General features: G+C 62.2%; 14 protein-coding genes. 6 read left to right on the forward strand and 8 right to left on the reverse strand.

All coding sequences use genetic code 11. From position 1 onward, the window contains the following. Nucleotides 1–15 precede the first annotated feature (15 nt). The 3 genes from E7T06_RS11830 to E7T06_RS11840 form a co-directional block, all read right to left on the reverse strand. Complete coding sequence (locus E7T06_RS11830) at nt 16–1,329, reverse strand: S41 family peptidase (protein WP_346763207.1); 1,314 nt, start codon at nt 1,327–1,329, stop codon at nt 16–18. 428 nt (nt 1,330–1,757) lie between these two features. Further along, entirely contained in the window at nt 1,758–2,249 is a 492-nt protein-coding gene (locus tag E7T06_RS11835) for an NUDIX domain-containing protein (RefSeq protein ID WP_136365988.1), read from the reverse strand. Beyond that, nucleotides 2,246–2,998, reverse strand: a complete 753-nt coding sequence (locus E7T06_RS11840; RefSeq protein WP_136365989.1) for a fumarylacetoacetate hydrolase family protein — start codon at nt 2,996–2,998, stop codon at nt 2,246–2,248. Before E7T06_RS11840 ends, E7T06_RS11835 begins: the two co-directional genes overlap by 4 nt. Before the next feature lie 111 nt (nt 2,999–3,109). Between E7T06_RS11840 and E7T06_RS11845 the strand changes: the two genes are divergently transcribed. Then, nucleotides 3,110–4,573 carry an aminotransferase class III-fold pyridoxal phosphate-dependent enzyme gene (locus tag E7T06_RS11845; protein ID WP_168733502.1) on the forward strand — a complete coding sequence of 488 codons (1,464 nt, stop codon included), beginning with the start codon at nt 3,110–3,112 and terminating at the stop codon, nt 4,571–4,573. An 85-nt stretch (nt 4,574–4,658) separates the two neighbouring features. Here the strand turns inward: E7T06_RS11845 and E7T06_RS11850 are convergent, their stop codons facing one another. After that, nucleotides 4,659–5,696, reverse strand: a complete 1,038-nt coding sequence (locus tag E7T06_RS11850; RefSeq protein ID WP_240741020.1) for a DUF1517 domain-containing protein — start codon at nt 5,694–5,696, stop codon at nt 4,659–4,661. Between the two features lie 102 nt (nt 5,697–5,798). Between E7T06_RS11850 and E7T06_RS11855 the strand changes: the two genes are divergently transcribed. After that, the gene (locus tag E7T06_RS11855; protein WP_136365991.1) at nt 5,799–6,194 is read left to right on the forward strand and encodes a hypothetical protein; all 396 of its coding nucleotides are present in this window, start codon (nt 5,799–5,801) and stop codon (nt 6,192–6,194) included. Nucleotides 6,195–6,435: 241 nt separating this feature from the next. Here E7T06_RS11855 and E7T06_RS11860 read toward each other — a convergent pair whose 3' ends face one another. After that, on the reverse strand, nt 6,436–7,098 hold the full coding sequence (locus E7T06_RS11860; RefSeq protein ID WP_240741021.1) for a polysaccharide deacetylase family protein: 663 nt from the start codon (nt 7,096–7,098) through the stop codon (nt 6,436–6,438). A 192-nt stretch (nt 7,099–7,290) separates the two neighbouring features. Further along, nucleotides 7,291–8,502: an MFS transporter gene (locus E7T06_RS11865; RefSeq protein ID WP_136365993.1), complete on the reverse strand. Its 1,212-nt coding sequence runs from the start codon at nt 8,500–8,502 to the stop codon at nt 7,291–7,293. Nucleotides 8,503–8,594: 92 nt separating this feature from the next. Here E7T06_RS11865 and E7T06_RS11870 point away from each other — a divergent pair, with 92 nt between their 5' ends. Continuing rightward, a complete protein-coding gene (locus E7T06_RS11870; protein ID WP_136365994.1) occupies nt 8,595–9,263 on the forward strand; it encodes a glycosyltransferase in 669 nt (222 codons plus the stop codon). Here the strand turns inward: E7T06_RS11870 and E7T06_RS11875 are convergent. Continuing rightward, complete coding sequence (locus E7T06_RS11875; protein WP_240741022.1) at nt 9,229–10,467, reverse strand: glycosyltransferase family 4 protein; 1,239 nt, start codon at nt 10,465–10,467, stop codon at nt 9,229–9,231. The genes E7T06_RS11870 and E7T06_RS11875 overlap by 35 nt on opposite strands. A gap of 172 nt (nt 10,468–10,639) precedes the next feature. On the opposite strand from E7T06_RS11875, the gene E7T06_RS11880 reads away from it, so the two are divergent. Continuing rightward, nucleotides 10,640–11,674 (forward strand): Sectered polysaccharide deacetylase, encoded by a 1,035-nt coding sequence (locus tag E7T06_RS11880; protein ID WP_136365995.1) that lies wholly within the window; start codon nt 10,640–10,642, stop codon nt 11,672–11,674. Nucleotides 11,675–11,718: 44 nt separating this feature from the next. After that, nucleotides 11,719–11,952 (forward strand): type II toxin-antitoxin system HigB family toxin, encoded by a 234-nt coding sequence (locus E7T06_RS11885; RefSeq protein WP_136365996.1) that lies wholly within the window; start codon nt 11,719–11,721, stop codon nt 11,950–11,952. A gap of 20 nt (nt 11,953–11,972) precedes the next feature. Here the strand turns inward: E7T06_RS11885 and E7T06_RS11890 are convergent, their stop codons facing one another. Continuing rightward, the gene (locus E7T06_RS11890; RefSeq protein ID WP_136365997.1) at nt 11,973–12,818 is read right to left on the reverse strand and encodes a transposase; all 846 of its coding nucleotides are present in this window, start codon (nt 12,816–12,818) and stop codon (nt 11,973–11,975) included. Nucleotides 12,819–12,963: 145 nt separating this feature from the next. On the opposite strand from E7T06_RS11890, the gene E7T06_RS11900 reads away from it, so the two are divergent. Continuing rightward, nucleotides 12,964–13,275, forward strand: a complete 312-nt coding sequence (locus tag E7T06_RS11900; RefSeq protein WP_136365998.1) for a hypothetical protein — start codon at nt 12,964–12,966, stop codon at nt 13,273–13,275. Nucleotides 13,276–13,285 lie beyond the last annotated feature (10 nt).

Below are 13,285 nucleotides of genomic sequence, written 5' to 3' on the forward strand. Positions count from 1 at the left end.
TCCTACATTCCGTTCTCAGCGCCCGTCCAGCCCCTGCTTAGGCGGCGCCGATGGCTCGGTCTTGGGGGCCTCCCGCTTCGTCACCTGAGCCTTAAGCACGGTCAGGGCAGCGTCCAGCGTCGTGTCTTGCCCGGTGGTCGTCAGCGCGGTGATGTCGGTGGGAGCCAGAATATCGGGGGTAATTCGGTCAGGCAAGGGCTTATCGGCAGCGTCGAAAGCCCGCAGAATGGTCAGGCCCAGTACGCCACCATCGGGGAGCGGCTGAAAGTTGACGCCGCTGTTGCCTACGCCGCGTGTGACCTCGCCAATGGCGGTGGCCCCGGACAACTGGGCGTAATGGGTGAATACTTCGGCACACGACGCGGTATTCGGGCCAACCAACACAGCCACCGGCTGTTTCCAAACGGCCCAGTCGGGGCGGGCCATGCGGGCAATGGGCGACATGACTTCATCACCCAATAAGCCGCCGTAGGTAAAGCCGCCACGTTGAAAGCGGGCGCGGTACACGGTGGGGCCAAACACGCTGCTGGCCGCCACACACTCGTTCAGGCTACCGCCGCCGTTGTAGCGCAGGTCGACGATCAGGGCTTCAGCGCCCGCCCGCTTCGCCTCGCCTACCCGCGCCAAAAACAGTTCGGCGCTGTCGGAAGACAGGAAGGTAGGGTACTGAATCAGCGCTGTGCGCCCGCCTTCGCCTACCCAACTCAGGGTCGGTTCGTCGCGGGCTTGCAAGCTTTGGGGTGTGAGAATCAGGTCGCGGTCTGGGGTTCCGGGACGGTGCAGGGTCACCGTAATGGGCGTGTCGGCCCGCTCCAACCGCACAAATTCGGTGGAGCCAATCGGCTGATCGATTCCGGCCTGCTGTCCGTTGACTTGGGTCAGCAGGTCGAAGCGGCGCACCCCGGCACGCTCGGCGGGGCTGCCCGGCATTACCGACACCACCAACAGGCCGCCCGCCACGCGGCTCACCCGCGCTCCAGTTCGCGGCACCGATTTGTTCTGGCTCACCTCGGCCAGCCGCTCCGCACCTTCCGCGTCCCGCACGTTGGTGTGGGCGTCGCCCAGTTCTTTCAGCATGTCGGTCAACACGGCGCGGCCCGTAGCGTAGTCGCACGATTCCAACTGCGTGGCGCAGCGTTCGGTCAGAATCGGCGCGTACTTTTCGGCCAGTGCCACCCGGTCTACCGTAGACCAGCCAAAATAACCCGTCTGTACCGACTTGGTCACGGTATCGAACAGGTCGGTGGCAGGGCTGGCGGCAGCCAAAGTTGCAGTCAGGCCACAGGTCAGGGCAAGCAGAAGCGCGGGAACGCGGCGGAGGTGTGGCACGGCCTTAGCGTAGCGCGGCGGGGGGCGCGATCACGGTCTATGGGGTTACGCTTGGGCTTGGGCGGCGTGTGAGAGGGCGCTTTGTGTTTGGGTGGCCCCTATTGGGTCAAGATTGAGGACTTTGGTCTTCTCCCACGTTGGACTCCCCCACCCCCCAGCCCCCGCCCCCAGAGGGTGCAGGGGAGTTGTCGTTGCACTAGGCAGGATTGATCTTGTCGCATCCCAACCCGGCTGCTTTGTCCATCTGAACCGGAATTGCCAGTCGTCTTTGAACTGGAATTGGCCCACCCACTGCGTGGATGACGGCCTCACACGGATGTGGGCGGGAAGGCTGTGGGGTGGCGGTGTCGTGGTTTTGCTCCCTCACCCTTGAGGGGGGAGGGTTGGGGAGGGGGTGAGTGAGCGTCAGCGATTGCCTTTGACTCAACCTATTCCCGGTAATCCACCACATGTTGCACTTCTGGCGAGGCGAGGAGCGAAGGCAGTCGCCCTACCAAAAATGCGGGCCGGACATCTAAGTTTTGCAGGTCTTCTAGCGCGAACCAATCAAAAGTCACACCCTCATCCAACTTGTTGGGAAAACTGACGTTTGGAAGCTGCGGGCACTGCGCCGCCACGTAGAAAAACTGCAAACTGTGTACGGCTTCGCCTCCCATCTGCCCAAACAATTCAGCCACCAAAGCCAGCCGCAATTCACCCAAAACCGCGCCCGTTTCTTCCAAAAATTCGCGGCGTGCGGCCTGTTCGCTGGCCTCTCCGCTTTGGATGCGGCCACCGGGCGTAAACCAGAAATCCGCGTGGTTGAACTTGTTCAGCAGCAGTTGACCATCCCGCACGATCAGTACGGCGGCGCGGGCGCTGAAGCGGATTTGGCCCAAATGCAGGTCTAGGTCTGGCCTCTCAGCTTCAAGAGACGTCACCCGATCAGCGTCGTCAGCACGCCCACGCCTTCCACTTCAACCTCTACCGTGTCGCCGCGTTCCAGTGGCCCCACGCCTTCGGGGGTTCCGGTCAGCACCACGTCGCCGGGTTCCAGCGTCACGAACTGGGTGATGTAGGTCAAAATCTGCATCACATCAAAAATCATCTGGTTGGTGCGGCCATCTTGCCGGGTTTGGCCGTTCACGCGGGTTTGTACGCGCAGGTCAGCCGGGTTCAGGTCGGTTTCCAGCCAAGGCCCCAGCGGGCAAAAGCGGTCAGCGGCTTTGGCGCGGAACCATTGCAAATCGGTTTTCTGGCGGTCACGGGCAGTGAGGTCTAGGCCGCAGGTATAGCCCAATACAGCGTCCAGCGCGTTTTCGGGCGTCAGATTCCGCGCCTGCTGGCCTATCACCAACGCCAATTCGCCCTCAAAGTGAAAACTCTCCGTCCAGTCGGGCTTCTCTACCGTGCCGCCGGGTTCGGCCAGCGCATTCGGGCCTTTTAGGAAAATGCCGGGTTCGGTGGGCAGCCCTGCCGTGTCGTTGCCCAGTTCCCGAATATGATCAAGGTAATTGCGGCCCACACACACGATTTTGCTGGGTTCGGCGGGGGCCAGCAGGGATGCCCCGGTAAAATCCACCGTTTGGCCCGTGCGCTCTCCGGCCATGCCGCGCGTCAAATAAACCGTGTCGTTGTCGAGTTGGCCCCAGTGTGCCCCGGCCTCGGTCTGAATTCGGACAATCCGCATGGGCCAAGAATAGGGCGCGGGAGCCGGATCGTCTGCCCAATGTCGCTCCCCAAAGTCGCTTGGCGTGAACGCACCCGGCGCACTCCCGCCCGTGCGGATAGACTGGCCCGCATGACTGTTGGCCTTCCGGATGGATTTATTCGCGCAAGTGAAGTGCTGAACGAGCGTTTTGCAGGAACGGCGGCGCGGCAACTCGATCAGCAATTTGGCAACGAAGAATTGCTGTACGGCCTGAATTTGCTGGGATTGGCCGGGCCGTTTTCGCGGGTCACGCCTTGGGAACTGGAGGATGAAGCGGGCGTGCGGCGCATCAACGCTTCGGGCTACGCCGCCACCCCGTTTGGCGAGATGCCGCCTGTGCTGACCGAATTTTTGCAGGAATTCTTGACCAAAAACCGGGCTATGGGCCTGCCGCAGCAATCGTCCGGGCCTTGGCGGGCGGCCTTGCAAACTAATCTGGTGCGCTTACTGGCTCGCGAACTGCCCAGCCACGCCGATTCGCAGGTCTTCTTTTGCTCCAGCGGTACCGAAGCCATTGAGGGCGCACTTAAATTTGCCAAAGCGTGGCGGCCCAAAGCCAAGTTGCAGATTTCGTTTTCCAGCGGCTACCACGGCAAAACGCTGGGCAGCCTCAGCCTCACGCCCAATCCCGAATATCAGGATGTGTTCCGGCCACTCGTACCGGGGGCGCTGACCTGTTCATATGGCGACCTCGCCGCCCTCACCAGCCTGATTCGGCGCGTCGGCCCCGACAACGTGGTGTGCGTGGTGGTAGAGCCGATTCAGGGCGAAGGCGGCGTGAACATTCCGCCCGCCGGATTCCTGAGCGGGCTGGGTGAACTGTGCCGCAGATACGGGATTGTGGTCATTGCCGACGAAATTCAGACGGGACTGGGCCGCACCGGACACTGGTTCGAATCGGCAGCGCAGGGACTCGACGCCGACATTATTACGCTCGCCAAACCGCTGGGCGGCGGCATGACCGCAGTGGGCGCAACCATCGTGCGGCACGCCATTTACAAAAAGATGTTGGGCGGCCTGAGCAGCAAACGCCACTCCAACACCTTCGGCGGGGGCGCCATGGCGATGGCGGTGGGCCTGAAATCTCTGGAATACTTGATGGAGAATGACCTGCCCGCCCGCAGCCTGAGATTGGGCGAACTAGGGCTGGCCCGACTGAAAACCATTCAGGCCGAACATCCAAGGTTGCTGGAAGATGTGCGCGGCCAAGGACTATTGCTGGCGATGCAGTTTAAGCCGATGCTGGGGCTGCCCCTGCCCGAAGTCCTGAAGGAACTGGTGTTCGAGGCCACCGCGATTCTAGCCCTACGCGAACTGCACAGCAGCGGCGTCATGGGCAATCTCAGCCTCAGCTCCAAGCGCACCGTGCGCCTGACTCCCGCGCTGGACATGCCCGAAGACGTGTTTAAGACCATGATGAACCGCGTGGCCGACTTTGCCGCCCGCAATCCCGCAGCGCGGAACATCCTGACCAATACGCCGCCCGCCATGACCGCGCAACTGGCGAAATTTGCGGCCAGTAAACCGAAGAAGCGGACGCCGAGCGATGGGTGAAAAAGTCCGACTGTAGAAAGTAGAGGGTGGATCGTGGTTAGGCAATTCCCACGATCCACCCTCTACACTCGTTCCTCTGGCTCGCTTACAACTTAGTCAATTTCGGATACTTCTGGATCGCCTCATCCTCACTGAGAAACTCGCCCTCGGCATCCGGACTCCAGACCACTTCGGCGCGGATCAGGTCGCCGGGGGCCACACTGCTGATGGCGTTCAGGGCGGCACGGACTTCGGCAGCGTTGGTCACGCCTGCGGGGGGCAAGTTACCGAGGGCGTGGGCGGCGATGGCGATGGTCACGGCCAGATACAGGTCGCCGGTATCGTGGTCGGCTTTGTAGCCTTTGCGGTGCTCGAAACCGCTGTTTACGTCTTTGTTTTGGTAGTTGCTGGTGGTCTGCTCGGTAAAGGCAGAGCGGGCTTCGGTGGCCCACGCGCCCACCTGCGAGTCGGCGGCGTTGGCGGCCCCCTGAGCGCGTTCGACGTTGCCGTACACCCAGCGGTCTGGGTGACGCAGGGCCACGAGCGCCGCTTCCTGCATCATGCGGGCAAGGCCTTCGTTGCTGTCTGGGTCACCGGACTCGGCCACATGTTGCAGCGCCTGTTTCACTTCGTCGCCCTCAGCCATCAGGATTTGCACGCTCACCGCCTGTGCCGTACCGCTGAGGCTAGACAGACCGCCGCCGCGTGTGAGGGCGCGTGCCCCGCCGCTGGCCGCCATACTGCGTCGCATATATCCGACCACCATAAAAATGACGATGGCAAATACGATCAGGCCGGTGAGGCCAAAGCCGCCGCCCCCACCGCCGTAATAGCCGCCCCCGCCCGAGTTGACGATGATGGGGCCGCTGTATCCCCCACCGCTATAGCCGCCGCCACTATACCCACCCCCGCTGTAGCCGCCTCCACCGCCGCTGTACCCGCCACCCCCACCGCCGCCAGATGACCCGCCGGAGCTGCTGCCGCCAAAGCCGCCGCCCGACTGGGCCGAAGCCGTGCTGTGCAGGGTCAGGGTTCCGAGGGCCAGCACAAACGCCGCGAGCAGCAGCAGCAACACGGCAAGCGGGCGGGAGCGGGATTTGGATGGATCGTGCGGCTTGTGGAAGCGTTGATGAAGGTGGGGCATGATGGCACAGTGTACGGGCCAAACGCGGCCAACGTTCCAGAACTGTTGTGAGGCCAGCCTATAGAGCCGTATTGATGATGGGGGGCGGGTACACTGCCGAACATGAACGACCAGACTCCCACCCCCTCCATTATCCTCACCGCCGAGCAGTGGCAAGCTTTTTTATCCAGCTTGTACGAGCGCGGCGATAAACTCGACTTGCGCGAGGAAGGCGGCGTGTACCATCCCCGCAAAGAGAAAGTAGACGCCTACGTGTTCAGCGGCCACGCCGAAGCCCTGAGAAGCGAGGAAGTGGACGGCGACGTGTGGGGCACGCTGGAAGACATAGAGGAAACCGCCAGCACCGAAGAAGAGGCGTGGCAAAAAATCGTGGCGTTCTATCTGGGCCGGGGCTGCGTGCTGATGGAAGTAGAGCCGGAAGAGCCAGAGGACGCGGGAGACGCTGCCGATCAATGGCTGATTTCGGAGCCTTTAGCGCGGCGGCTGGGGCTGCTTTAATTTCGGGATTGATGGCGTTTAGGTCTGTGGGTGGGTGGTCTAAGGGTCTAAAAGTCTAGGGTCTAAGGTGTTGGGGGGTTGCTGAACTGCCCCCTCTCCCACAAGGGACGAGGGCGAACGGCAAGCGCAGAGAGATGTGTTTTGCTCCCTCTCCCTTGAGGGGGGAGGGCTGGAGAGAGGGTGAGTGAGCAAAGCGATTGCTCTTCCTTAGACCCTTCAACCCTAGGCCCTTAGACGCCCTTCACCGCCCGTAACTGGCCCGCAGCCGCCCCAATCCGGCCCGCAGGCCAATACGCTGCATGGGCAAATCGCTCACAAGCACAGGCGCTAACCCGCGTTCTTCTAGGCCATGCAGGATCAGGTCTAGCAGTTCGGGTGTGACCTCTGGGCCGTCGTGCAGCAAGATGACGCTGCCGGGGCACACCTGCCCTAGCGTGTGCTGGGCAAGTTCGGCGGCGGGCAAAGCAAGCCAGTCGCGGCCTTCTACATCCCACAGCGCGATCTGGCGGTGGGCGAGGCGGGCCAGCAGGCGTGTAAAAGGGCTGTGGCCACCGTAGGGTGGACGGAACAACAAACCCGGCTGCTCTGCACGCGGATGCCAGCGCACCTGCGCCCATTCCTTCCACGGGGGCATCAACAGGGCGGGGCGGTGCCAGATGCCGTGTGCTTCGAGTTGGTGGCCCGCAGCCGCCAGAGCATTCATCAGGTCAGGATGCGCGGCAGCGTTCGGAGCAGTGACAAAAAAGGTGGAGGGTGCGCCGTGCCGCTCTAGCACCATCAGCAAGTCCAGCGTGCGCGGGCTGGGGCCATCGTCGAAGGTGAGGGCCACTTGGGGGCGAGTGCGGGGGCCGGGGCCAAGCGCGCCCCAGCCCGCGGCGCGGCCCAACACGTCGGCTGCAAGCATGGCTCCAGCCTGAGCCGCGCCAGCTTTAATCAGAGGGGTGAAGGAGCTGATGTGAATGGCGGTTCCTGCCTTTGGGTGGGCCGTAAAGCACATAAGGTTTGGTCTGGACTGTTCAGGAGATGGACGCCTCTTTGCCAACGCTTTGCCGTCACCGTCTACAGCCCAGCGCTTTCTCTCGCCACTGACCCAGCTTTAGGTCTGCACCGGCGCAGGAAAGGCCCGCCTAAACATGGCGTAAGCACTGGCAGTGGTGAGGGCCAGCACCGCCCCCACCAAGAATGGGCCGCTGACGCCGATGGTCTGGTAGGCAAACGCGCCGATGACTGGTGACAGCGCCGTTCCAGTGTTTTCGACGGTCATCAGTGCGCCCCACGCGGCAGGCCGTTCGGCTTCCGGCAGCGTACTGGTCACTAGTGCCGACCAACCGGGCGTGACGCAGCCGTAGCCTAGCCCCAGCAGCGCCGCAATTGGATAAATGGCCCACACGGGCGGGGTGGTAGCCAGCAGCGCGAACGCCACCCCGATCAGGGCAAAGCCCACCGACAGCACCGGACGGGCGCGGCCCCTATCGGCAATTCTTCCGGCAAAGGGGATGGTGGCGTAGGCCAACACGCCGCCCAGCACCAGAATAGACACCAGCGGCCAGTATTCGATGCCCATTTTTTTGGCAATCGGGAACAGCAGCGGCCCGATGAGGGACAGGGTGCCCGTTTGCAGGAAAGCGGCGGGCATCAGCGGAACAAGGGAGCGGAACACGCGGCGGGTGCTTTCGCGGGTAGGCGCGGGCGCGGTGTTGCGCTGACGTACCCGGCGCATGGGCATCAGCAGGGCGGCCAGCACTGCCAGCCCCTGCAGCGCAATCGCCAAAGTCAGCGGAAAATTGCCCCCATGCCTGCCAATCGCGCCGTAGACCAACACGCCAACGCCGATCATGGGGAGGGCGCACATGGTCACGATAGAAATGGCCCGCCCGCTGTAGCCCGGTTTGCTGGAATCGGCGGTCAGATTCAGTGCGCCGGGCCACAGCACGCTAAAGCCGACGCCGTGAACAGCAGCGATCAGAATAAGCAGCCAGAAAGTATGGGCAAACGGGAGCAGCGCCAGCGCCACCAGCCCCAGCAGCGCCCCGCCCGCCACCACAGGCCGCAGCCCATAGCGCGAAATAGCCACGCCAGCCGGGCCACGCATCAGGGTATCGGCAATAAAATGAGCGGTGAGGGCGGCGCTGGTGGCCGTGAGTGGCAAACCAAATTCCGAGGGGCCGACCAAGGGCAGGTAAGCGGTGTAAACGCCGTTGCGGACAAACTCGGCGCAGGCCAGAGCTACGGTTGCGCCCGCCACTGGCAGTAGGGTTCCGGGTAAGAGAGGAATCCGGTCGCTCAGGGAGCGCGGCGCGGCTTTCATAGCTTCTCCATGAGACGCTGCCCCACGAGCCACAGCCGCACAGATGGGGGGCACATGAAGATGACCAGACGAACACCTGTTAGCCTGTCCGGGTGCCGGAATTCTCGGTTGTTATTCCTGCACGCAACGAAGCGGTGTATTTGCCCCTTACGTTGCGTGCATTGGAACGTCAGACCCACACCCCCCATGAAGTGATCGTCGTGGACAACGGCAGCCGGGACGCCACCGCCGAGGTGGCCCGCTCTTGGGGAGCCACCGTGATTCAGTGCCACGAGCGCGGTGTGGCCCGTGCCCGCCAAGCTGGACTGGAGGCGGCAACGGGCGACTGGGTGGCCTCTACCGACGCCGATTCCTTGCCCGCCCCGCAGTGGCTGGAGCGCCTGAACGTCGCCGCCGCTGGCCGGGTGGCCCTCTACGGCCCAATGCGTTTTTCGGGAGTGCGCCGCCCGCTGCCGCAGATTTCGGAAGCCGCCTATAACCTGTTTTTGCGGCTGTGCGTGCTGGCCGACAAACCCAATTTGGCTGGGGCGAACATGGCCTACTCGCGCCTCGCCGCAGAGCTGGCGGGTGGATACCCAGCGGTGGAAGCCTACGAAGACATTTTGCTGGGTCAGGCGTTGGCGCGGTTGGGCACGGTGGCCTATGTGCCGGGCGCACTTGTGGAGACCAGTGCGCGGCGCTTGGAAGGCGGCCTTGTTCCCTTCTTGTGGCGGCACGCGCAAAATATCAGCGGTCATACACGAGGCTACTTCGAGGAGTAGCTGCTTCTGAAGGCAGGGCCACCGCGCCGCTGGGCATGCCCAAGGCGCGGGCGTACACTTCCAAAACCCGTTCGGCCACGCCGCCGGGGGTGGTGGTGTGGCCGAAATTACGTGCGCCCGCCGACAACTGTTCCCACAGTTCTGGGCTGCCCAACACGTCGCGGGCGTGACGAACCAGTGCATTCACGTCGCCGGGCATGGTCAGGTAGCCGCTGCTGCCGTGCGCCACGCCGCTGAGGGTACCGCGTGCGCCCACCGCCACCACTGGAACGCCCATCAGCTGCGCTTCTTGCAGCACCAAGCCCTGAGTTTCGGTGTCGCTGGCAAACAGGAACAGTTCCGCGAGGCGGTAATACGCGCCGATTTCTGTCCACGGACGCACGCCCAAAAAGGTGACGCGATCCGAGATGCCGAGTTGCCTTGCGTGCGCCTCCAGATGTCCCCGCTCCGGCCCTTCGCCTAGAATGACCAAGTGGGCATTGTCCAACTGCGACAGGGTATCGAGCACCAGATCAAAGCGTTTTTCGCGGGCGAGGCGGCCCACACTCAAAATTCGGCGCGTGCCCGCAGGCCAAGGGTTGAGGATCGGCGGCGCGGCCTCTAGCCCTCTGGGGTCGATGCTGGTGGGGATGACCACCGGATTCCTCACCCCCATTTCCCGCATCACGTCGAGCATGCCGGTGGTGGGCACAATCACGGCGTTGGCCCGCCCATACAACTGCCCCGACACCCGCGACACCAATTTGGTCATGCGGTCAAAGGAAGTCAGACCCGGCACATAGTGCGTGTAGGCCGCCAAATGCGTGTGATAAGTGGCGATGTGCGGCACCTGCCATTTGCGGGCCAGCCGCACGCCTGCCAGCCCCAGCGTGAGGGGCGTGTGCGTATGCACGATGTCGTATTTGCGCTCGAAGTCTTTGCGGGTAGGCCAAGCAAGCCGGTAAGTGGGCAAAAATACGTAACGTAGGCTGGAAATCCGGTAAACATCAGGGCGGGTATCCACATGCTCGGGGAAATCGGGGGCCACCACATCCACATGGTGCCCGCGTGCCCGGAGTTCGTCGGACAGCAGACCCACGCTGGTCACGATGCCGTTTTGGTCAGGCAAAAAGGTATCGGTAAACAGGCCGATTCGCAGGGGGCGGTCGGTCAGGGGTACGCCTTCCGTGAGGGCAGACGCCTGAGCTACAGCGGACGCCTTCACGCTCGCCCCGCGCCGCTACAGGCCATGCTCGCCGGAGTCCTGACCATTGCCCATAGGCTCTGTGAGATAAAGGAAAACTGAAGCATCGTTAGACAGGAGCATACCGTGATCAGCATGAGAGCGTGCTGTCAGGTTGCGGTTTCGTGATCTCTTTACCGTTACAGTCAGGGTGATGCCCGTTTTTTCTCCCTCATGGTTATGGCCCTCCCTCGTCCGGGCAGGCGCTTTCGGTACGTTGTACGGCGGCGCTCCGGGCGATCCCTCTGTGGGTCTGACCGTACCTGTAGAGTCGGCGGCGGAGTTGGAAACCGTGTTGCAGGTGTTGGCAGAAGCCAAGATTGGGGCTACATTACTGATTCCGCCTGCACTCGCCCGCTCTAATCCGGAACTGCTGCACTCTGCAACGCGGGCCGGACACGAGATCGCCGGAAGTGGGCCGCCGACTGGAATAAGCGGGCTGGAAGCGGCGGCAGGGCAACCTATAACCGCGTGGGCGCTGGAAGGCACGGCGCTGACCCGTGCGAATCTGGCGGCGCTGAGGCGTGGGGGCGTGCGGCCTCTCCCCTTTCCGCAGCCAGCAGCGCAACCGGGCCAGACGGTGCGAGTCCTCCCCGCAGAGTTGGCGGCCACTTTGCCCGAACTGAAAGCCCTCGGCTATCGCCCCGCGCCCGTGCGGGCCATTCCCGGCCTGCGCACTGCCGCGCCCCGCGACCTACTGATCTACGCTTACAGCCGCACCGTAGAAGACCGTTTCGCTCGTGAGCATCATGTGATTGACCTCGCCCAACGCGCCGACGCCGTGATGCGCGTGGCTCCGCGCTCCGAGGTCATGCCACCGCTGCCCTTGCCGCCGCACACGCCCACCGCCGAACTGCATCTGCACTCGCCGCGCATCGTGGGCATCAGCACCCGCAGCTCTATTGCCGCCTACCGCGCCTACCAACGCAGCCTGAAAGACGTGGCGGCGGCCCTGCAAACCCGGCCCGAGTTGGCGGATGCTCAGGCTGTGTACGCCGTCACGCTATTTCACGGCCCGCTGGAAAAGAGCGGCTTTGCCCTGCTGGACTTGCCGCCCCAGCAAGCGCGTTGGTTCGGCTTCGGCTTCCGCCTGCTGCGAGCAGTGTACGGCACGCCCAAGCCCCCCAGCGAGGGAAAGCCGAAAATGGCTTGGATGGAGAGAGAGGCGTTTTTGGCGCGGCATGGGTAGGGTCATAAGTTGCCCATTTATCTCAGATTGAGATACTATCTCTTGTGCGTGTTCTCGCCTTATCTGCTCTACGGAAATTTTGGGAACAAGTACCTGATGCCGAACTGCCTTTGCGCTCTTGGTACATGACTTTGGTTGCCACCCATCCAAAACATCTGACTGATCTCAAAACTACTTTTGGCAGTGTGGATTACGTTTCGGATAAACAAGACCCCGTTGGCTGGCACATCTTTGACGTAGGCGGCAACAAGTGGCGCGTAATGTGCAAGATCAATTAGCAACCTCGGGTGCTAGGGGATCAAAGACCGCCAAAGAACAGGGCCAAATTGTGAGCGGCGATTTTTCGGCAGACATGAGCGCGAATGGATCGGAAGGAATTGAGCTGCGGCAGCATCAACTGAAATGAACGATCCAGCCGAGAAAAAACCGCCTCAATGGTCTTTCTGACCCATCGCATGGCGCCCCACCAGGGGCGCGGTTGCTTCATGTTGCTCTTGGGTTGCGCGTAGACGCCGCAGCCCTGATCGCCCCGATCACCGAGCACCAATGCGCCTTCGCCTTCGTTCAAGAGGGGACGTGCGAGGGGTGGATCGCTTTCATTTCCAGCAGCCAGAGCACAGCGGACGATCATTCCATGATCGTCAATGATGGCGTGCAGCTTGAACCCGTAGAACCGACCTTTGACACTGTAACCTCCGTACCCACCGCGTCCACTGCCTGCCTCACTCATCGCTCGGGGTCGCGCGTAGCGCGTCCCCTTGCAGTGGACGAGCGGTCTGCTGTCAATGACGTACACGGTGTCGTCGTCGAAGTGGGGCAGTCTCAGCGCAAGGTCGGCGTAAATGGTTTCCACATTCGACTGGATTCGGAGATACCGGGTACGATCCGGCAAGCATGGAAACAGCGCCCGATACGTTGAACGCACCTGAGCCAACCATTTCTGCCCTGAAACTTCACCGAGCAATTCGCCCACCAGCGCAATCGTCATGAGTTCGCTGTAATTCCCCTTCTGATTCGGTTCGTGAGGCAGCACAAACAAGCCGCTGCACACAGCGGCTTGCACATAATCATCCACGTAGACGTAAATGAGCGTGAACAGGTCTTCAACGGTATTCTGGGCAAGCGGAAGTTCTTTGGTAGCCATACCGGAGCTTCCGCTTTTTCATCTCCCCTGAGCTACCCCCTAGCACCCGAGGTTATCAAACGCAGTATGCCCTGATCAAACACGTGCTGACACACAAGCAATACGATCAATGGACAAAGGAGCGGCGCTGATGTGGACTGAATCTATGACCCATCCACAACTCAATCAAATTCGCACCCAATGGGCCAATACTGACCCTGTTCTCCGCGATCTGCTCCGGCCTATCGACAACGCCGAGCAGTATGCCTTTGCTCTGGCCGTGTTCGAGCAGTTGATGACCGAAATAGAACCACCGGGGGTTGATGCGACAACACTGGAGCTTTATCACCAAGAGTTTCCACGGTTACCCCAATCGCGTGTCAGGCGGCGTGGGGTTGTTGTGGTACAGGCTGCACCTCGGTCAGGACGTACCATTCTGTGTGTTGTGCCGCTCGGCGCTGAGCCGCTCGCCACGTGAGTTGCGGCTG

The organism is Deinococcus sp. Arct2-2 (assembly GCF_004801315.1).
Lineage (GTDB): Bacteria > Deinococcota > Deinococci > Deinococcales > Deinococcaceae > Deinococcus.